Below are 19,884 nucleotides of genomic sequence, written 5' to 3' on the forward strand. Positions count from 1 at the left end.
CGAGCCGTCCGGAGGGGTTGACCAGGCCGAACAGGATGCGCGCCAGCGCGCCGCCCCCCGCCTGGCCGAGCAGCCAGCCCTCCAACAGTGCCGGCACCTCCTCGTGCCAGGGCGCGGTCCGTACGACGCCGCCGTTGGACAGCACGACGACCAGCCGGGGGTTCACCTCCCGCACCCGGTGCAGCAGTTCGAGCTGTTCGGCGGGCAGGTCGAGATGCGTACGGTCGAAGCTCTCCGACTCGTCCGGTGCCGGCAGGCCCAGGAAGAGCACCGCGACCTCGCTGCTGGCAGCGAGCCGTACGGCCTCCGCGAGGACTGTGCCCTGGGCGTCCGGGGAACTCGACGAGCCCGCCGAGCCCGGCTCGGCGGGCAGTTCGTATCCGGGCGCGAAGTCCACCCGGGCGCCGGCGGCCAGTTCACGCAACGCGTCCAGCGGGGTGTCCAGCCTGGTCGGCGTCACCAGGGAGCTGCCTGCGCCCTGGAAGCGTGGCGTACGGGCCAGTTCGCCGAGGACGGCCACGCTGCCGCTGCCCGGGTCCAGCGGGAGCAGACCACCGTCGTTCTTCAGCAGGACCGCGCTGTGCTCCGCCGCCTCGCGGGCCAGCCGGTGGTGCGCCTCGTACGGCACCGACCGGCCGGCATCCGGCGAGGCACCGGACGCGGCGCCGGACGGGGCACCGGGCGAAGCGTCCGGCGAAGCGCCCGTGGAGACGCCCGTGGAGGCACCCGCCCGCGCGTCGCGTGCCAACCGCACCAGCCGGGCCACGGAACGGTCCAGCACCGACTCGGCCAGCTCGCCGCTGTCCACCGCCGCGCTCACCTCCCGGTCCGTACGGCCCTCGGTACCCGGCATCTGGAGGTCGAGCCCGGCACGCAGGGCGGCGACCCGGTGGCGTACCGCGCCCCAGTCGGACACGACCACGCCCTCGAAACCCCACTCGGTGCGCAGGATGTCGGTCAGCAACCGGGGATTCTCGCTCAGCGGCACGCCGTTGATCCCGTTGTAGGAGCACATCACCGTCCACGGGCGCTCGCCGCGCACCACGCGCTCGAAGGCGCGCAGGTAGATCTCGCGCAGCGGACGCTCGTCGATGTCCGCGCTGACCCGCATTCGGTCGGTCTCCTGGTTGTTCGCGGCGTAGTGCTTCAACGAGGCGCCGACCCCGCCGGCCTGTAGGCCACGCACCAGCGCGGCGCCCAGCTCGGCGGTCAGCAGCGGGTCCTCGGAGAAGTACTCGAAGTTGCGGCCGCACAGTGGGGAACGCTTGATGTTGATGCCGGGGCCGAGCACGACGTGCACGCCGTACTCCCGCGCCTCGGCGGCGATCGCCCCGCCCACCCGGGCGGCCAGCTCCGGGTCCCAACTGCTGCCCAGCGCCACCGCCGGCGGAAAGCACGTCGCGGGAGCGGCGCTGCTCAGGTCGAACTGCCCGCCCTCGGCGCTCGGCCGGGGCAGCCGCAGACCGTGCGGCCCGTCGGACATCTGGACGCGTGGCACGTCGGCGGCCGGCAGCTCCTCGGTGCTGAAGGCGCTGGCGCCGCTGGTGAGCGACGCCTTCTCAGCGAGCGAGAGGGGCGGATCGGCCGGCGCCGGATCGGCGGACGGCGGGTCGGCGGACGGCGGGTCGGCAGGCGTCTGCTCGGCGGGTCGGCGTGCGGAGGCGGGCTGGGACATGGGCGCACCTATCGGTCGTCCGCTGGGCTGCGATCGCTCCTCTGACCACGGCGTGCCCGACGGGAGCCTCCGCGGGCACACACAGAAAAACCGTAGAGTGATCGGTTTTCGCGGTCAAGCAGGCAAGCAGGCCCTCCCCGCCCGACCGTTCCGGGGCCCCGCAGGCGCCTGTCCGCCCTCACGGGAGCTCGGTCAGCAGCCCGTACGCGGCCTGGGTGAGGGTCGTACGCGCGCTGTACCGGCGGGTGGCGAGCGCCACCAGCGCCCGACCGGTGTCCGGCTGGAAGGCGAGGAACGCCTCCTGCCCCGTCGTGGCGCCCGAGTGGAAGTACAGCGGACCGTACGGGCTGGGGTGGCGGACCCAGGCCAGGGTGTGCGTGTGCCGATGGCGTATCCCCCGGTCGAGCAGCGGTCGCTGCACGGCGAGCAGCGCCGTACGCAGCCGGTCGGCGTGCGGCCCCGCGTGCGGCCGTAGATGCGCCTCGAGGTAGCTGAGCAGGTCCGCCGGGGTGGCGCGGACGGCACCCGCCGGCAGGAAGCCCTCGCCGGTGTCGAACGGCGGCACGGCGGTCACGCCGTCCCGCGCGTGCCCGACCGCGTCCGTACCCGGCCCGAGCGGCAGCACGCCGGCCGAGGTCATCCCCAGCGGACCGAACAGCCGGTGCGGCAGCAGTCGGGCGTACGGCGTCCCGGTGGCCGCGCCGAGGACCGGGCCGAGCAGCGCGGCGCCGAAGTTGGAGTAGCGCCAGCGGCGGCCCGGGGCATGCCGGGGCCGGGTGCGGGCGTAGGCCGCGAGCAGTCGGTCGCGGGAGTAGCCGGCGTACGGGTTGCTGCGCCAGCGGGGCACGGCCTGCCGGTAGAAGTCCCGGGGCAGCCGGGGCAGTCCGGCGGTGTGGGTGGCCAGGTGCAGCAGGGTCACGGGTCCCGGGTGGGGCGGCCGGGACGACTGGACTCGCCGGGCTCGGCGCGTCCCGGACGGGACGCCGAGCGAGGTGGCGGGCGGGGGGAACAGCCACGCGTCGGCGGGGTCGGTGAGGCGTACGTGCCGGCGGGCGGCGAGGTCGGCGAGCAGCAGCATGGTGAGGGTCTTGGAGGCGGAGCCGATCTCGTAACGCAGTTCCGCCCGTGGGGTCTCCGGCGCGGTGCCGGTGCCACCGGTGGTGATGGTGCGTCGGCCGTGCCGGCTGTACGCGAAGACCACGTCCGGGGCGTCGACGGTGTCCACGGCGGCCCGGACGCGGTCGGACAGCGTACGGTCCGCCGGGTCCGTCGGGTCCGCGTGGTCGGCGTTCACCGGGGCTCGGGGGACGGCCCGGTCAGTGCCGTCATGGCGCGTGAGGTGGCCAGCACGGAGGCGAACGCGGCGACGAGTGTGGGGTGGTACATCCAGTCGAAAAGCTCGGCGGGATCGGCGCCGCCCTCGCCTGGACTGCCGCCCTCGCCCGGGCTGCCGTCCCCGCCACCGCCGCCGGCCGCGGCACGCTCCGGCGCGTCATCGCGTGCGGGCATGGCACCGTCCGGCAGTTGGGCCGCGGCGTACCGCTGCCACAGTCCCGCGTCCAGGGTCGGTTCGGGCAGGCAGGCGTCGACGACGAGGAGTTCGCCGAGCAGGTCCCACTGCCGCAGCTCCGCCCAGTCGTCGAGCCATACGGGCAGCCACCGCGCCAGGTAGTCGGCGATGTCGGCGGGCAGGTACTCCGGGTGTTCGCCCCAGTCGGTGCGGTGGAACACGGTGTGGGTGACGTCGTAGGCGATGTGGTATTCCACCGTCCAGGGCTCCGGCGTACGTCCCAGCCAGGTGCGGCGGAGCGCCTCGTCCGGCTCGATGCTGGGGCTCAGCCCCGCGCGCGACTCCACCCTGGACAGGCCGAGCCGCCGGTTCGGCACCACCTCCACCCCGCCCCAGCTGGCCAGCCCGTGCGCCAGCCGTACGGTGGACTCCAGGTCGCTGTGCTGCCGTCCCAACTCCCGGAAGGGGACGTACAGCTCCAGCGGGATGGGCGACATCGGCTCCTGACGCTGCACCCAGGCCAGCAGCTCGCCGCCCTCCAGCAGATCGTCCCAGGCGAAGTCCAGCAACTCCCGGATGAGCACGGCCTGTTCCGAGCCGGCGACGCCCTCGCGCAGCAACACCTTGCCGATCACCGCGAGTTCCCCGATCGGCTTGAACCGCTCCATCACCTCCACCCGGGTGGTGGTGGCGTCCGTACGGGCGCGGAACTGCTCGCGGTTGGCGCTCAGCCACTCCAGCGCACGGGCGCCGACGCCGTGCAGCAGGCGCGGCGCCGCGGTGCCGGGCACCGACGCGCTGGTCGCGGACGTACTGGTCGCGGTCACGATCGGTCACCACCGGTGGTCGGGAGGGACAGCGGGACGGGCGACGCGGCATCGGCGTCGGCGTGCGGACGTACGGTCGCGCCGGTCATGGCGGTCGCGGCGCTCGTACGGTGCCGCGCGGCGGCCAGCACGGCGGCGAGGGCGGCCACCACCGTCGCGTGGTAGCAGGCGCGGAAGACGCGCTCCTCGTCGTGGTCGGACTGCCCGGTCTCCGCCGACGGCGGCGTGCCCAACTCCGCGTACGCGCCATCCGCGTCCTGCGCCGCCGCGTACGCCTCCCACGCCTCGGCGATCGGCACGGCGCCCGCGTGCGGCGGCGGCAGGATGGCCGCCACGGCGAGCAGTTCGCCGGTCAGGTCCCAGTGTCGGCCCGCCACACAGCAGTCCAGCCAGGCCGGCAGCCACAACGCCAGGTGATCCCGGACCTCGGGCGGCAACTGTTCAGGCAGAGCACCCCAGTTGGTGAGGTGGAAGACGTGGTGTGTGAGCGCGTAGCCCACCCGTGCCTCGAAGGTCCAGGGCTCGGCCAGGCCACCCAGCCAGGTGCGGCGCGTCGCCTCGGCGAACGCCTCGTCCGTCGTGGCCCGCGGATCGGCCGTTCGGGCACCTCCCAGGGCGTACGAGACGCCCAGCCGGCGCCGGGCGTTCAGCAGCGCCAACGCGCGGGTCGGCGGCTCCTCGGCCAGCGACCAAGCGCGGGTGGTGACGAGGAAGCGGGCGTACTCCTCGAACTCCCGGTGCCGCAGCCCGGCTTCGGCGAACGGCCCGTAGGTCTCCACCGGGTGTACGGCATGTGGCTCGTCCCGCGCGAGGGTACGGAACAGCTCGCCGCGCCCGGTCTCCCGCCAGGCGAAGTCCAGCATCTCGCGGGCGAGTCGACGCTGCACGCTGCCCGCCGGGGCGGCCCGCAGAACGCACACGCACAACTGCGCCAGCTCACCGAGCGGCTTCAGCAGCAGGTCCCGGCTCTCCCCCGGCGTGTCCACCGGGTCGGCCACCCCGGGCGGCGGCCGGAACCGCGGCAGCCGCCCGTGCAGCCAGGACAACGCCGCCCGTGACACGTGCTCCCAGCCAGCCAGGTTCATACGCTGGCCTCGCTGGGCACGCGCGTCCGCTCGGCCGCCAGTTGCGCGGCCCGTACGTGCAGCGCGACCCGGGCGTCGGCGCCGCCCATGTGCCGTACGAACTCCAGGCCCGCCGGCAGGCCCAGCGAGGACGGTACCCCCGGGGTCACGGTCAGCCAGCGGCCGGCGCCGGCGGCCTGGGTCCAGTCCCGTCGCCGCACGGCCCGTACGAAACCGCGCGCCAGGTCGACCGGACGGGCCGCCACGGCGGTGGCCAGCGGGGAGGGCAGCCCGGGCAGTGCCAGCGAGGCGAGTTGGGCGAGCTGGTGGGTCATGCGCTGCCAGGGCTGCGCGGCGACCCAGGCGGTGTCCGGGGCGGTGTGCTGGTGCGTCTCCCCACCGGGGGCCCCGACGTGCAAGCGGCCCAGCGCGGCCCGCATACCCCAGTGACTCCACACGGTGGGGACGGCGGCGTCCGGGGTGGGCGGGTAGCCGTCGATCGCCTGGCGGAAGAGCAGCACGTCCCGTTCGCTGGTGGCCTTCTCGGCCAGCAGGCAGGGGGCGAGGGCGTCGGCGGCGAGTACGCGTACGGCCGCGGCGGCCAGCGGGTCGTCATCCTGGGTCAGCACCGAGCCGAGCAGGTCGAAGCGGTCGTCCCCACCCCGAAGGGCGGGGACGACCGCGGAGGCGAACTCCTGCACCACGTCCGCGAGGCGACTCGTGGTGCCCGAACCCTCCGTCTCCACGACCTCGGTCAGCCCTTCTTCGGTCGGGGCGTCGGCGAGGACAAGAGCAGCAGTCCGAGAAGCGTGCCGCCGCCCTTGCATTCCGCGGTGTCCCGGAACGTACCGTCCGCTTCCGCCGGGTTGAGCAGCGCTTCCACGTCTGCCGTGGTGTCGGAGGAGGTCGGGAGCTTACGCGGAGTCTCGACCGGCATCATAGGATCACCCCTCATGGGTCGGTTTCATGCCGTTCATCCAGTAGAGGGTGATATGTCCACCTTCGCAAACGGAGTCTCAGCAACCGCTCTCTCCCGCCCCCACTCCGGGTAGCCTGAACGCCGCTCCCGCCGCCCAACTCCGTGTCCTCCGGTCAACCCGCCTCCCCGTTCCGGGTTCCTGTGGATACAGCACATGCCCAGGCGGCAGGTGCGCCCTCAGGGTTCGCTCGCCTCCCTGCTCCGGGTTCTGTGGGGGACAGCGAGTGAGCATGGGGTCTCCCCCGCCCGGAGGCCGAGGGGACGAGCGAGCCTGCGAGCGAGTGCAGCGTCGAGGAGCGTCGACACCGGGTACGAGCGCCCGGAGGCGAACCGAGCGTAAGAAAGAGCGAACCGAGCGCATGAAGGAGATATCCCGCATGTCGTCCGAACCGTCCCGCCCACAACCCAGCGATCCGCCGGCCGACCAACACAACGTCATCCAGGTGCGGGGCGCGCGCGAGAACAACCTGGCCGACGTGTCGCTCGACATCCCCAAGCGCCGCCTCACCGTGTTCACCGGCGTATCCGGCTCCGGCAAGTCCTCGCTGGTGTTCGGCACCGTGGCGGCGGAGTCCCAGCGCCTGATCAACGAGACGTACACCGCCTTCCTGCAGTCCTTCATGGGCAGTCCGAGCCGGCCGGACGTCGACGGTCTGCACAATCTCAGCGCGGCGATCGTCGTGGACCAGGAGCGGATGGGCGCCAACTCGCGCTCCACGCTGGGCACCGCCACCGACGCGTACACGATGCTGCGGATCATCTTCAGCCGGCTGGGCACCCCGTACGTCGGGCCGGCGACCGCGTTCAGCTTCAACGGTCCGGAGGGCATGTGCCCCGAGTGCGAGGGGATCGGTGAGACCTCGCAGATAGACCTGGACCAACTGCTCGACCGAGACCGCTCGTTGAACGAGGGCGCGATCACCGCCCCCGGTTTCCAGGTGGACTCGTGGTACTGGCAGGTGCTGGCGCACTCCGGCTTCTACGACCCGGACGTCCCGCTCCGGGACTTCACCGAGACGCAGTGGCACGACCTGCTCTACAAGCCCACCACCAAGATCAAGGTCGGCTCGAACAACATCACCTACGACGGTCTGGTCCACAAGATCCAGCGGACCTACCTCAGCAAGGACCGCGACTCGATGCAGCCGCACCTCAGGTCCTTCGTCGACCGTGCCGTGGTGTTCGCGGCCTGCGCCGCGTGCGGCGGCAGCCGGCTCAGCTCTGCCGCGCTGTCCTGCACCATCGAGGGCGTCAACATCGCCGACTGCTCGGCCATGCAGATCGACGACCTCGCGGAGTTCCTGCGCGGCCTCGACGACCCCTCCGTCGCCCCGCTGTTGACGAGCCTGCGGGAGACCCTGGACTCGCTGGTGGAGATCGGCCTCGGCTACCTCACCCTGGACCGCACCTCGTCCACCCTCTCCGGCGGCGAGGCCCAGCGGGTGAAGATGGTCCGGCACCTCGGCTCCAGCCTGACCGACGTGACGTACGTCTTCGACGAACCCACCGTCGGGCTGCACCCGCACGACATCCAGCGGATGAACGACCTGCTGCTGCGGCTGCGCGACAAGGGCAACACCGTGCTGGTCGTGGAGCACAAGCCGGAGGTCATCGCCATCGCGGACCACGTCGTCGACCTGGGCCCCGGGGCGGGTGAGGACGGCGGGCGGATCTGCTTCGAGGGGACCGTGACCGGTCTGCGGGCCTCCGACACCCGCACCGGGCGGCATCTCGGGCACCGCGCGCGGTTGCGGACCCAACCCCGCGAGCACCTCGGCCAGTTGCGGATCAAGGCCGCCGACCTGCACAACCTGCGGAACGTCAGCGTGGACGTGCCGCGCGGCGTGCTGACCGTGGTGACCGGGGTCGCGGGCTCCGGTAAGAGTTCGCTGATCCACGGCTACCTGTCGGGTCGGGACGACGTGCTGGTCGCCGACCAGTCGCCCATCCGCGGCTCCCGACGGAGCAACCCGGCGACGTACACCGGGGTGCTGAGCCCGATCCGTACGGCCTTCGCGAAGGCCAACGGCGTGAAGGCGGCGCTGTTCAGCGCCAACTCGGCGGGCGCCTGCCCGGGATGCAACGGCATCGGGCTGGTCTACACCGACCTGGCGATGATGGCCGGGGTGGCCTCCGTCTGCGAGAAGTGCGAGGGGCAGCGGTTCACCCCGCAGGTGCTGACGTACACCCTGCGGGGCAGGAACATCAGCCAGGTGCTGGGCATGTCGGTGGCCGAGGCGCGGGACTTCTTCCCCTCCGGGCAAGCCCGGACCGTACTGGACCGGCTCAACGACGTCGGGCTGGGCTACCTGCGGCTGGGCCAGCCGCTGAACACCCTCTCCGGTGGCGAACGCCAGCGCCTCAAGCTGGCCATCCACATGGCGGAGAAGTCCTCCGTCTACGTGCTGGACGAGCCCACCAGCGGTCTGCACATGGCCGATGTCGACCAGCTGCTGGGGCTGTTGGACCGGCTGGTCGACGACGGCAACACGGTGGTCGTCATCGAGCACCACCAGGCGGTGATGGCGCACGCCGACTGGCTCATCGACCTGGGTCCGGGCGGCGGACACGACGGCGGCCGGATCGTGTTCACCGGCACCCCCGCCGAACTGGTCGAGCGGGGCGAGGGCCGCACCGCCCAGCACCTACGTACGTACGTCGACGCCGGCTCGCGGTAACGCGTCCGTCGTCCCGAGAACCGTTCGAGCCCCGGCATCCGATGAGGGGGTGTGGACGACATGCGCCGGGCGGACCCGGGAGACCGAAGCGAGCAGGACGGCCGGGGGCGGCGGAACGCCCCCGGCACGCCGCCGCGTACGGCTGCCCCGGGAGCGGCACCTGACACGCGCCAGGGCCCGCGGGCGGCGCGGACGGACGGCGAGCTGCTGCGTGCCGCCACCGCCGGCGACCGGCACGCCTTCGAGGAGCTGTACCGCACGCACGCTCCCTGGCTGACCCTCCGCCTCCGTAGCCGCTGCGCCGACCACGCGCTGGTCGACGACCTCGTCCAGGAGACCTTCCTCGCCGTCTGGCACGGCACGGCGCGCTACCGGCACGACGGCGACGTGGCCGGCTGGCTGTGGCGGATCGGTTCCCGCCGGCTCATCGACGCCGTACGCGGCGCCAGCGCGCGCGGCCGGGTGCGCCAAGCGCTGGCCCGGCTCCGGCACCGGACCGAGGACTCCGCCGAGGACCGGGTGCTCTCCGGCGTCGAACACGGCGACCTGGCCGGCTCGTTGGCACGCCTCGCCCCCGAACTCCGAGCCGTCCTGCAGGCGACCGTGCTCGACGGCCTCACCACCCGGGAGGCCGCGATCCTGCTCGGCATCCCCGCCGGAACCGTCAAGACCCGGGCCATGCGCGCCCGTAAACAACTGCGTCAGGAGCTGACTTGACTTCCGCGAAGCCCTGGCACGTGTCGGAGGAGGACCTGCGGGCGTACGCCGCCGGCGACCTCCCGCCACCGCGCCTGTGGTCGGCCGAGACGCATCTGGCCGGCTGCCCGCACTGCCGCTCCGTCCTCGCCGAGCACGCCGACCCGCGGGAGCTGGCCGACGGCTGGGCGCGGCTGGACGCCGAACTGGACGCGCCCAGCCCGGGACTCGCCGAGCGGCTGCTGCTCCGAGCCCGGGTGCCGGACCACATCGCCCGGCTCCTCGCCGCGGCCCCGGTGCTGCGCTGGTCCTGGTTCGCGTCCGTGCTGTTCGTACTGGCGCTGGCGGTACTCGTCGGCCGTACGACCACCCCGCTGCTGCTGCTCAGCACCGCGCCGCTGCTGCCGCTGGCCGGGATGGTGCTGTCCTTCGGGCCGGGGCTCGATCCGGCGTACGAGCTGACCGTGACCGCGCCGCTGCACACCTTCCGGCTGCTGCTCGTACGGGCCTCGGCGGTACTGGCCAGCACGCTGCCGACCGGGGTGCTGGCGTCGTTGGCGATGCCGTCCTTCGCGACGGTCACGGCCGGCTGGCTGCTGCCCGCCCTCGCGCTGACCACCCTGGGCCTGGCCCTGATGCCCCGGCTCGGGCCGGTGCTCGCGCCCGGCCTCGTCAGCGCCGGGTGGCTTCTGTCGCTGCTGCTGGGCTGGCTGCTGTCGCACGGCCCGCCGTTCCCGTACACCGCCGTCGGGCAGCTGACGACCGCCGGCACCGGGCTGCTGGCCGGCGTCGCGCTGGTGGCCGCGCGCCACCACTTCGAGACCGCCCGACACCTCACCCCGTCCTTCCGATTCGCCGCCAGGAGGCTGCTGTGACCACTCGCCCTTCCTCTTCCGGGACGGCGGCGTCGCCCGGCACCGCGGCGCCGGCCGATGCCACGCGCCGACCGGCCGCCGGGACGCCGACGGTCGCGGCCAGCGGCCTGAGCCTCACCTACCACCGCACCGTCGCCCTGGACGAGGTGTCGCTGCGCCTCGATCCGGGCGTGACCGGACTACTCGGCCCGAACGGCGCCGGAAAGACCACCCTGCTGCGCGTCCTCGCCACCGCGATCCGCCCGGACCAGGGCACGCTGACCGTGCTCGACGACGACCCCGGCAGCGTGCGCGGTCGCACCGCCGTCCGCCGAAAGCTCGGCTACCTGCCGCAGAGCCCCGGCTTCCACCCGGGCTTCACCGCCTTCGAGTTCGTCGACTACGTCGCCATCCTCCGGGAGCACACCCACCGTGCCGCCCGACACCAGGAGGTGCGCCGGGTGCTGGCCGCGGTCGGTCTGTCGGACGTGCGCGGCAAGCGCATCCGGGCGCTGTCCGGCGGCATGCGCCAACGCGTGGCGCTGGCGGCGGCACTCGTCGACGACCCCGGCTTCCTCGTACTCGACGAGCCGACCGTCGGGCTGGACCCGGAACAGCGCATCCGGTTCCGTGAGTTGATCGCCGAGGCCGGCGAGGACCGGACGGTGCTGCTGTCCACCCACCAGACCGAGGACGTCGCGATGCTGTGCCGTCGGGTGGTGGTGCTGGCGCACGGCCGGATCGAGTTCGACGGTACGCCGGCCGAACTCGCCGAGCAGGCCGCGGGTCGGGTGTGGGCGAGCACCGCACGCGAACCGGCCGCGCTGGCGGGCTGGCGTACGGGAACCGGCGAGTTCCGGAACCTCGGCGACCCACCGGACGGGGCGAGACTGCTGGAACCCACCCTGGAGGACGGCTACCTGCTGACGCTCGGCGGCCTCCCGACAAAGGAGGACGCGTGACCGGGGCGGGACGTACGGACAAGGACGCCGCCGGCACGGGCCCCGCCGGCACGGACAGCGCCGACACGGCGGTGCTGTCACCATCGGGCCCCTCGGACCCGCTGGCCCCCGCGGAACCGGCCCCGGCGGCGGCTCGCCGCGCGACGCTGGCGCTGGCTCGCACGGAGGCGTGGCGCCTGGCGCGGCATCCGCTGGTGCTGCTGGCGCTGCTGGGCACGGTGGTGACGCTGTTCCTGCCCGGCGAGGGCCCGGACGCGTACCCGGTGCTGCACTACGCCGACCAGGACGCCCAACTGGGCGCGCTGCTGGTGGGCCTGGCCGGGATGATCGCGACGAACTCGGCGACGCTGCGCGCCCACCGACACGGCACCGATCGGCAGTTCGACGTGCTGGTGCTGGCGCCGCACCGGCGCACCCTGGCGCGGGTGCTCGCCGCACTGCCGCTGGCGCTGGCGGTGGCGCTGCTGACGCTCGCCGCGTACCTGCGGGACGCGCTGCGGCCCGGCGCCGTGGGGCAGGGCTCCGTCGCCGAGCTGCTGACCGGGCCGGTGGTGGTGCTGTGCCTCTGTGCGCTCGGGGTGCTGCTGGGACGGCTGTCGCGCTCGGCGCTGCTGGCGCCGTTGGTGACGCTGCTGCTCATCACCGTGACGTTCGTGTTCGTCGGCGCCCCGGAGGGCTCGGCCTGGCTGGCTCCGACGGTGCCCTCGCTCGCGCCGGAACCACAGCCCGCCGCGCTGCTGGGCCGCCCCGCCGGCTGGCACGTCGTGTACCTGCTGGCGATCGCGGTGCTGTGCACGGCCGCCGCCGGGTGGTTCAGCGGCAGCCGTGGCCGGCTCGTACGGAGCGTGCTGATCGGCGCGCTGGTGGTCGCCGGCACCGCCGGGGCGCTGCAGACCCGAGGCCCGAGCGCCGAGCTGACGGCCGACCGCGAGCGGGCGACCAACGACCCGGCCGCGGTGCAGGACTGCGTACGGCACGGGCGGACGACGTACTGCGCGTACGACGACTACCTGCCCCGGGCCGACGAGTGGCACGCCGTGACCGAGGCCGTGCGCACGCTGGTCGGACCGCCGGCGCGGGAGGCGCCCCGTACGGTACGACAGCGGGTGGACGCCGTAGGGGCGCCCGAGGGCATCAGCATGAAGCCCGCGGATGACGCGGGCACCGTGGGCACCGCCTGGGGGGAAACCGACACGGAACTCGAGTTCGCCGCGAGCTTCTCCCGGTCGTTGGTGCTGGACGACGACCCACCGGCGGCGGGGCGGTACTGCGACTCCCGTAACGTCCTCATCGGCTGGCTGGCCACTGCCGCGACCGACACCACGGACGTCCTGCCCGGCCTCCAGGAGCAGACGGAACGCATGCTGCGGGAGCTGCTGCGGCAGCCGACGGACGAGGTGACCCAGCGGGTGCGTCAGCACCTGACGGAGCTGACCCGGCCGGGCGTCTCCGCCGAGCGGACCGCCGAACTGCTCGGCGTGAGCCCGCCGGCCCATGCCGGCACCACTTCCTCGAGCGCGTGCTGATGCCCGCGGGCCGGGCCGATGTCCGGGGGCGGGCCCCGACGGCCTCCGGAGCCGGCACCCGGGCCCGGCTGGTGGCGGTGCTGCTGCGGACGGAGTCGCGTGCCCTGCCCTGGCGTTCACCGCTGGCCGCCGCGCTGGTGGGCCTGCTGCTGGCGGCGGTGCCCTGGGCGTTCGCGCCGGAGCTGGACCAGGGCGTACGGCTCAACGTGCTGCGGGCGACGGCACTGTGCGGCGCGCTGGCCGCCGCCTTCCTGCTGGACGACCCGGCGCGGCACACCACCGGGGCGGTGCCCGTGCCGCGCCCGCTGCGCCAGGCCCTGCGCGTCGGGCTCGTGCTGCCGGTGGCGGCGCTGTGGTGGGCGGCGGCCCTGCTGCTCAGCCAGCGCGGGGACGCCGCCGTACGGGCGGAGGGTCTGCCGTACGGCGCCGTGACGCTGGAGGCCGCCACGCTGTGCGCGCTGGCGGTGGCGCTGTCCGCGGGGGTGGTGCGCTGCACGGGGGTCTGCGCACCGGGGGCCGGCGTCGGCGGCGCCGTACTGGCGCTGGTGGTCGTGGTGATGGCGCTGCAGCCGGACGGGTTCGAGCTGTTCGTGCCGCTGCGGGACCCGCGCTGGGAGGTGGCGCACCAGCGTTGGGCCGTGCTGCTCGCGGTGGCGGTGCTCGGCTGGGCCGGCTGCGCGCCTGATCCGGTACGGCGGTTGGGCCGCCGGCGGGGCTGACCACCACGGTCCGTTACGGACAGCCCGCGCGGGCGGCCGCTCGGAGGCCGTGCCAGGCCCGTTCAGCGTCCTCGGAAGACGGCGCGGGGCCGTCGCGAGGGAAAACAGTAGCCTCGGAGCCGAAACCAGCGGCGCATCAAAGTCGTCACCTTGGGTAGCAGCAGCTTTCGTCCCCCCATCGGCGTGGTGTGGGATGACGTACGAATCGCGAGACCAGTGAACAGGGGGACGCGTGGCACGAGCTGACGACCTGAGAAGGGCAGCCCGTACGGTGGCCGAGAGCCAGGGTGCCGGAGAAGTGCTGGACGAGTTCGGCGAGCGCACCGGCGTACGGGTCACCGGCGGCAACCGCGGTGGCAGGTCCGGTGGCCGCGGCGGCTCGTCGGGCGGCAAGTCCGGCGGCAGGTCGGGCGGCAAGTCCGGCGGCCAGCAGGACGGGGCGGAGGGGCCCCAGGAGGACGGCATGAACCCGTCCGACTTCCCCGCCGCCAAGGAGCAGGGCGGGGACATCGACACCGTCATGTCCGAGCAGACCGTGGCCCTGGACGAGGCCGGGGAGACGCTCAACCGCAGCGAACAGGTCCGGGAGGGCGGGCAGAAGGTGCACTCCATCTGCCCGATGGTGATCCCGCGCGGCCGTTCCTTCCTCAGCATGCTGCCGGTCTGCATGCTGCTGGTCGTCGGAGTCATCGGCACGGCCACCGCCGCGGGCATCTCGGACAGCGTGCTGACCAACCCGCTCTTCGGCCTGCACTACTGGCTGATGTCGCTGCTGGCGATCGCCTTCGTGTGGTGGCGGCAGGGCATGGTGATGGTGCCGGACGGCTGCCACGCGCTGATCACCCGGTTCGGGAAGCTGGAGGCGGTCGTCGGGCCGGGCAGGGTGATCCTGCTCAACCCGTGGAAGCGGGTGTCGTACATCGTCAACACCACCCGCGAGTACCCGTTCAACGCGCCGGTGCGGGAGGCGCCGACCCGAAGCGGGGTGAAGGCGTCCATCGACCTGTTCATCCAGTTCCGGATCAGCGACCCGGTGGAGTTCGTGTACACCCTCGGCGCGGTGCGGGGCTTCGAGGAGAAGCTGAGCAACGCCGTCAGCGAGACCATCCGCAGCCTCATCTACGAGCAGGAGGCCGCGACCATCTACGACATGGTGGGCGAGGACACCAGCCGGCTGCTGGAGCAGTTGAACGGCCAGTTCCGGCCCGCCGTGGAACTGACCAACGCCAACATCACGCATGCCGAGCCGTCCGACCGCAACTACCGCATGGACCTCGCGGCGCCCGAGATGGTGCGGCTCGCCAAGGAGGCGTACACCCACGAGTACTCCCTCCAGCTGCGCAAGGAACAGGACGAGGGCGACCTGAGCAAGGAGCTGGCGACCCGGCAGGAGACGCTGTCCGCGATCCAGGCGGACATCGCCCAGCACCAGGCGCGGATGGACACCGCCGTGGAACGGGAGACCAACCGGGCCCAGGCGCTGGCCCGCCAGCGGTACGTACAGGCCGAGTCGGAGGCCAAGGCGAACGCCGCGCTGCTGGAGGCTCAGGCGCTCGACATCCGGGCGGTGACCGCGGCCGAGGCGCCGGAGATCCTGGAGTACCGCTACCAGCGTCAGGTGCTGGACACCCTGGAGCAGGTCGCCGACCACCTGCCCCGGCTCGTACGCATCGGCGGCTCGGAGGAGGACGGCGGCGCGGCCGGCGTGGACTTCCTGGCACTGGCCCGGGAACTCGTCGGCGAACAGGGCACGGAGCTGTTCTCGGAGAGCGACATGGCCGCCGTACGGGCCCGGTTGGACGAGGTCTCGCAGCGGATCGCCGGGCGGGAGACGGAGATCGCGGCGCTGCTGCGGACCGATCAGCCGACCGTGCCGGGCACGGGCGGCGAGGTCGAACCGTCCGCCGAGGGCGAGAGCACGCCGGAGGGCACACCGGAGAGCACGCCAGCCGCGGAGACGAGCGGCCCGACCGGCGCCGGCACGGACACCGGCACGGACACCGCCCAGGCGGGCGGCACCGGTGACACCGGCACCGCCGTCTTCCGCTTCACCGACGGCCGACTCAGCGACCAGCACGACGACGACCTGGGGGAGGCGGGCGAATGAGCACCGCACGGAACAGCCGCCGATCGGTCATCACCGAGGAGGTCGCCGCCTGGAGCGACATCCCGCAACTGCTGCGCGGCGGCGACGCCGGCACCCTGGTGCCGGTCATCATCCCCCGGCACCGCCGCCGGGTGTGGTGGATGCTGCCCATGTGGCTGGGCGTCTTCGCGCTGCTGACCGGCATCATGCTCTCGGCGCAGGACTCCGACGGCGCGAGCGACATCGCGTACGGCGCGCTCGCCGCGGTGGCGTACGTCTCCTCCGTGGTGTTGCTCCTGGCCGGCGGGCTGTGGTGGGTACGCTCCTCGATCGTCAAGATCGAGCAGGGCACCACCGGCGTCCTCACCCGGTACGGCGCGATCAGCAGCACCCTGGAACCGGGCCGGCACTTCCTCTTCCACCCCTGGTCCCGGGTGGACTTCGTGGTGGACACCGCGACGGAGATCCCGTACTCCGCGCCGGTGGTGGCCTGCCCGACCCGGGAGAACGTGCCGCTGCGGTCCATCGAGTTCTTCCTGAAGTTCCGCATCACCGACGCCGTGCTCTTCGTACGCACCATCGGCGCCGGCAACTTCGACCTCGTCCTCTCCAACGCCGTGCAGGACGCCATCCGGCAGCGCGGCCGGCAGGTGCGCACGGAGCAGGCGTACGACCTGCGCGGCTCGGACGTGGACGACATGCAGCAGCTGCTGAACCACCAGCTGTCCCGGTACGGCGTGCGGATCACCGGCTGCAACATCCCGGACGTCCAGCTGCCCGTGCAGTACCAGCAGCACCTCGCCACCCGGGAACGGGTCGCCAAGGAGCGCACGTCGTACGAGCAGGAGTGGGGCCTGACCCGCAAGCGCCGTACGGACAGCCTGCAGATGGACATCGAGCGGGCGAAGAAGGTGCGGGACGCGCGCATCGTCGAGGTCAAGGCCGCGCTGAACAAGGCGCGTGAGGACGTCGCCCAGCTGCTGGAGGAGCGGGAGACCGAGGCGCAGAAGGTCCGCTTCGAGATCGAGACCCGAGGCCGCAGCGAGCTGATCTCCGCCGAGAACGAGGTGCGGGCCCAACGTCGGCTGGCTCAGGCGTACCGCGACAACCGGGTGGTGTTGCAGTACGAACTGGCGCGCCGTCGGCTGGAGGTGGGCGCGGAACTGGTCGGCCAGGCGCCGCAGCCGCTGGTCGTACGTACCGACGGGCGGGACGGTGGCGGCGACACCTCGGCGCTGTCCACGCTGCTCACCGCGCAGTTGCTGCCCAGGATGGGCACGCTGCCCGGCGGTGGCGTGAGCGGCGGCAAGGGGAACCGGACGCGCGCCGAGCGCGCCGCGGAACGCGACGACGAGTAGCCACCCGTCGGCCGTGCGGCGGCCCCGCTTCCTCGTCCCGTGCGGGCTGGGGAGGCGGGGCCGCCGGTTTCTCGTTCGTACGCCCGACCGGAGAGGCGGGCCCGTTCCGCGGGCGGGCGAGTGACGGCCCCGCCCGTGCTGCGTTCCGGGCGGGGCCGGTTCGCGGCCGGCACGCACCGGTTCGGCCACGCCCAGATGCGCCAGGGCACGGTGTACCGGCGTGTAGCACGCCGCGTGTTTACTCCGGAGGCACGTGCGCCGTAGCGCACGGGCCCCCGGCTCATCCCCCGGTTATCGAGCCGCGGTACTAGCGGCTCGGCCAGACAGACGTTATGCGCCACCGCACCCGCCGACCAAGGTGCACGATGCTCAATCGCGACCGCCGATTGTGCACGGCGCTCAGTCGACCCGCCGGATGGCCGTGACGTGGAGCGCGTGGACGACATCGTGGACGCCGATCCCGGTGGTCAGCAGGTCGAGCCCCAACTCCGTCTCGGCGGTACGCAGATGGGCTCGTACGGTGTTGCGGCTGATGCCCATGTGACGGGCGGTCCGTTGGGCGTCGGTGTTGGCGTCGATCCACTCCCGCAGCGTGCGGCGATACCGGGTCTCGAGCGGGCGGAGAGTCGTGTGCGCCCAGACGGCGACGCGTTCGGTGTCCAACAGCTCCTTCAGGGAGGGCGGCGGGCGGTCCTCGTACCCGGACTCGAGCGGCGGGCACGAACTGTCGAGGGCGAGGGCCAGGTGCACGGCGGCACGGCAGCGGATGTCGGCGAGGTCCTGGCCGAGGGCGTGTTCCGCCCGTCGGATGTGCGCCGTGACGGTGTTGCGGCTGAGGCCGAGCAGCCGGGCCACGGCGGATCGGGGCATGCTCACGACGAGCCGGGTGACGTCCCGGCTCGTCTTGGGTGCCGACTCCAGTGGCCTCAGGAGCGCGCGTGCCCACTCGAGGGCGGGTTGGCGCGGCAGGAGTCCGTCCAGCGGAGTCCGGCCGTGGAAGAAGGCGACGCGGCCCGGTGTCGTACGGGCGGCGGCCAGGGCGTTGGCGGCCTGGCTGTACGCCTCGGCCGTCGCGCCGAGGACATGTGACCCGCTGACCCCCAGCGCGTAGGCCGGGTTGTCCCGCACCATGCGGTGCAGAGCCGCTCCCCGCCTCGGAGGCCGACCGTCGGAAGGGTCCGCGCGCTGCTCGTCGGCACCGCGCTGCTCGTCGGCACCGCGCTGCTCGTCGGCGACCAGGCATATCAGCAGGTCGTTGAAGACGGGGCACTGCACCAGCAGGTCGGGCCCGTGATAGCCGGAGGGGTCCTGCTGAGCCCTGGTGATTCGGTCACGCTCCGCCGGCGGACACTGCAGCAGGTAGACGCGGAGTCGACCGGCGTCCAGCAGCGGGGGAACGGCGCCCGTCGCCATCCGCCGGGCCAGCATCGGTTCTCCCATCAGCAGCGCGGAGAGCACGGCGAACCGGAACTGACGTGCCTTGTACTCGTACTCGCGCCAAGCCCGGTCGCCGACCCCGGCACGTCGTAGCAGGGTGAGGACGCTCGCGGTCTGCTGACACAGCGCGACCGTCTCCGGGGTCGGCTCCGAGGCCCCGACGACCACCAGCACCGGACCCGGCTCGTGCGGTCCCAGGGCCTCGCAGCGCACGTGCAGCGCCCCGGCCGTACTCGCGGCCGCGGCGAGCTGACCGCTGACCAACCGTTCGAGCAGCGGTGCCAGGACGCCCAGCGCCGTACGGGGGAAGTCCTCGGTGGCCGCCTCCACCGCGTCCCCGGCATCCCCGGCGCCGGTGTCCCCGACCAGAGCGACGTGCGTGCCCGTCTGGCGTCGCAGCCAGTCGAGCACCTCGCGTACGTCCGGCTCGACCCCGCGAGTCGTCTGGCGCCGCACCACCTTCAGCAGCCCGTCCAGCTGCCCGGCCTGTGGCCGGGCTCCCGCATCCCGCACGTCTCTCCGTCCCCTCCGCCGGTCTGTCGGCACCGCGAGGCTCCGTCCCGCCATGTCCCCTGCCCACGCCGGCGCGCTCCTACCGTGTCGTCCGCCACACCCTGCACCGCCGGGCGCCACGCTCAGTACCGTCGGTCCGCTTCCGCACGGAACGCACACATCCCTCGCCGGCTGGAGGTTCGTTGCGTCCGCGAACAGCGGGCTCGCCGGAGCCGCGTGGCGCGTGGTGCTCGACGCGTGGTGCGTGGTGAGTGGTGACCGCGCGATGCGTTCGAGTGTCGCGTTCGAGTGCCCCCGGCCTCGGGCGGAGAGTTATCCACACCCGGATGCGGCCCGTACGTGGTCGGGGGATGCTGAGGCCATGGACGTTAGCGTACGGCTCGCGCAGCAACCCGAGGCCGATGAACTGCTCAGCCGCGACCCACTGGCGGCGCTGGTCGGCATGCTGCTGGACCAGCAGGTGCCCATGGAGTGGGCGTTCACTGGTCCCTACACCATCGCTCAGCGCATGGGCACCGACCAACTCAACGTGCACGCGATAGCCACCTATCCGCCGGAGGAGTTCGCGGCGCTGTTGTCGGCGAAGCCGGCCGTGCACCGCTATCCCGGATCGATGGCGAAGCGCGTGCAGCAGCTCTGCCAGCACCTCATAGCGGAGTACTCCGGCGATCCGCGTGCCCTGTGGCAGGACGTGGACAGCGGCACCGAGCTGCGCTCCCGGCTGCGGGCACTGCCGGGTTACGGCGCGCAGAAGGCGCAGATCTTCCTCGCGCTGCTCGGCAAGCAGTATGCCGTGCGGCCGGAAGGCTGGCGGGAGGCGGCGGGGGCGTATGGCGAGTTGGGGGCGCATCGTTCGGTGGCGGACATCACCGGTCCGGAGTCGCTGGAGAAGGTGCGGGCGCACAAGCGGGAGGAGAAGCAGGCCGCGAAGGCGCGGGCGCGGCGGGACGACTGAGCGGGGCCGACGACGGCGTGCCACGGTCCGATCACGTCAACTTCC

16 protein-coding genes are annotated in these 19,884 nt (G+C 73.1%); 9 read left to right on the forward strand and 7 right to left on the reverse strand.

Going from position 1 to position 19,884, the window contains the following annotated elements; all coding sequences use genetic code 11:
- The 6 genes from AN216_RS22710 to AN216_RS22735 all read right to left on the reverse strand — a co-directional run.
- A partial coding sequence (locus AN216_RS22710) for a glycoside hydrolase family 3 protein (protein WP_079166872.1) occupies window positions 1-1,675 on the reverse strand: 1,675 nt, incomplete at its 3' end.
- A gap of 178 nt (window positions 1,676-1,853) precedes the next feature.
- Window positions 1,854-2,969, reverse strand: a complete 1,116-nt coding sequence (locus AN216_RS22715; RefSeq protein WP_070198577.1) for a serine hydrolase domain-containing protein — start codon at window positions 2,967-2,969, stop codon at window positions 1,854-1,856.
- The gene (locus tag AN216_RS22720) at window positions 2,966-4,012 is read right to left on the reverse strand and encodes a DUF6895 family protein (protein WP_244502599.1); all 1,047 of its coding nucleotides are present in this window, start codon (window positions 4,010-4,012) and stop codon (window positions 2,966-2,968) included. Before AN216_RS22720 ends, AN216_RS22715 begins: the two co-directional genes overlap by 4 nt.
- Window positions 4,009-5,097 (reverse strand): DUF6895 family protein, encoded by a 1,089-nt coding sequence (locus AN216_RS22725; protein WP_070198578.1) that lies wholly within the window; start codon window positions 5,095-5,097, stop codon window positions 4,009-4,011. The genes AN216_RS22720 and AN216_RS22725 overlap by 4 nt, the downstream gene beginning before the upstream one ends.
- Window positions 5,094-5,822 (reverse strand): hypothetical protein, encoded by a 729-nt coding sequence (locus AN216_RS22730; RefSeq protein ID WP_070198579.1) that lies wholly within the window; start codon window positions 5,820-5,822, stop codon window positions 5,094-5,096. The genes AN216_RS22725 and AN216_RS22730 overlap by 4 nt, the downstream gene beginning before the upstream one ends.
- Window positions 5,823-5,830: 8 nt before the next feature.
- Window positions 5,831-6,031, reverse strand: coding sequence for a hypothetical protein (locus tag AN216_RS22735; RefSeq protein WP_420855790.1), 201 nt, complete (start codon window positions 6,029-6,031; stop codon window positions 5,831-5,833).
- Between the two features lie 401 nt (window positions 6,032-6,432).
- Here AN216_RS22735 and AN216_RS22740 point away from each other — a divergent pair, with 401 nt between their 5' ends.
- The 8 genes from AN216_RS22740 (at window position 6,433) to AN216_RS22775 (ending at window position 16,934) form a co-directional block, all read left to right on the forward strand.
- Window positions 6,433-8,733 carry an ATP-binding cassette domain-containing protein gene (locus tag AN216_RS22740; protein ID WP_070198581.1) on the forward strand — a complete coding sequence of 767 codons (2,301 nt, stop codon included), beginning with the start codon at window positions 6,433-6,435 and terminating at the stop codon, window positions 8,731-8,733.
- A gap of 51 nt (window positions 8,734-8,784) precedes the next feature.
- A complete protein-coding gene (locus tag AN216_RS22745) occupies window positions 8,785-9,450 on the forward strand; it encodes an RNA polymerase sigma factor (protein ID WP_338059280.1) in 666 nt (221 codons plus the stop codon).
- Window positions 9,447-10,304 (forward strand): zf-HC2 domain-containing protein, encoded by an 858-nt coding sequence (locus AN216_RS22750; RefSeq protein WP_070198582.1) that lies wholly within the window; start codon window positions 9,447-9,449, stop codon window positions 10,302-10,304. Before AN216_RS22745 ends, AN216_RS22750 begins: the two co-directional genes overlap by 4 nt.
- A 107-nt stretch (window positions 10,305-10,411) precedes the next feature.
- The gene (locus AN216_RS22755) at window positions 10,412-11,245 is read left to right on the forward strand and encodes an ABC transporter ATP-binding protein (RefSeq protein ID WP_070198623.1); all 834 of its coding nucleotides are present in this window, start codon (window positions 10,412-10,414) and stop codon (window positions 11,243-11,245) included.
- The gene (locus tag AN216_RS22760) at window positions 11,242-12,771 is read left to right on the forward strand and encodes a hypothetical protein (RefSeq protein ID WP_079166874.1); all 1,530 of its coding nucleotides are present in this window, start codon (window positions 11,242-11,244) and stop codon (window positions 12,769-12,771) included. The genes AN216_RS22755 and AN216_RS22760 overlap by 4 nt, the downstream gene beginning before the upstream one ends.
- Window positions 12,771-13,490: an ABC transporter gene (locus AN216_RS22765; protein WP_338059281.1), complete on the forward strand. Its 720-nt coding sequence runs from the start codon at window positions 12,771-12,773 to the stop codon at window positions 13,488-13,490. Before AN216_RS22760 ends, AN216_RS22765 begins: the two co-directional genes overlap by 1 nt.
- Before the next feature lie 232 nt (window positions 13,491-13,722).
- On the forward strand, window positions 13,723-15,597 hold the full coding sequence (locus AN216_RS22770; RefSeq protein ID WP_244502601.1) for an SPFH domain-containing protein: 1,875 nt from the start codon (window positions 13,723-13,725) through the stop codon (window positions 15,595-15,597).
- Complete coding sequence (locus AN216_RS22775; RefSeq protein WP_070198583.1) at window positions 15,594-16,934, forward strand: SPFH domain-containing protein; 1,341 nt, start codon at window positions 15,594-15,596, stop codon at window positions 16,932-16,934. Before AN216_RS22770 ends, AN216_RS22775 begins: the two co-directional genes overlap by 4 nt.
- A gap of 399 nt (window positions 16,935-17,333) precedes the next feature.
- On the opposite strand, the gene AN216_RS22780 is transcribed toward AN216_RS22775, so the two are convergent.
- Window positions 17,334-18,884, reverse strand: a complete 1,551-nt coding sequence (locus AN216_RS22780; RefSeq protein ID WP_244502602.1) for a helix-turn-helix domain-containing protein — start codon at window positions 18,882-18,884, stop codon at window positions 17,334-17,336.
- Between the two features lie 361 nt (window positions 18,885-19,245).
- Here AN216_RS22780 and AN216_RS22785 point away from each other — a divergent pair, with 361 nt between their 5' ends.
- On the forward strand, window positions 19,246-19,839 hold the full coding sequence (locus AN216_RS22785) for an HhH-GPD-type base excision DNA repair protein (RefSeq protein WP_070198585.1): 594 nt from the start codon (window positions 19,246-19,248) through the stop codon (window positions 19,837-19,839).
- The last annotated feature ends 45 nt before the right edge of the window (window positions 19,840-19,884 follow it).

It is taken from the genome of Streptomyces oceani (assembly GCF_001751245.1).
GTDB lineage: Bacteria > Actinomycetota > Actinomycetes > Streptomycetales > Streptomycetaceae > Streptomyces > Streptomyces oceani.

Bases quoted from the DNA above. Each gene is read 5' to 3' on its own strand.
- AN216_RS22725 (WP_070198578.1), bottom strand. From the start codon at position 5,097: ATGAACCTGGCTGGCTGGGAGCACGTGTCACGGGCGGCGTTGTCCTGG.
- AN216_RS22735 (WP_420855790.1), bottom strand. From the start codon at position 6,031: ATGAGGGGTGATCCTATGATGCCGGTCGAGACTCCGCGTAAGCTCCCG.
- AN216_RS22740 (WP_070198581.1), top strand. From the start codon at position 6,433: ATGTCGTCCGAACCGTCCCGCCCACAACCCAGCGATCCGCCGGCCGAC.
- AN216_RS22765 (WP_338059281.1), top strand. From the start codon at position 12,771: ATGCCCGCGGGCCGGGCCGATGTCCGGGGGCGGGCCCCGACGGCCTCC.
- AN216_RS22775 (WP_070198583.1), top strand. From the start codon at position 15,594: ATGAGCACCGCACGGAACAGCCGCCGATCGGTCATCACCGAGGAGGTC.
- AN216_RS22785 (WP_070198585.1), top strand. From the start codon at position 19,246: ATGGACGTTAGCGTACGGCTCGCGCAGCAACCCGAGGCCGATGAACTG.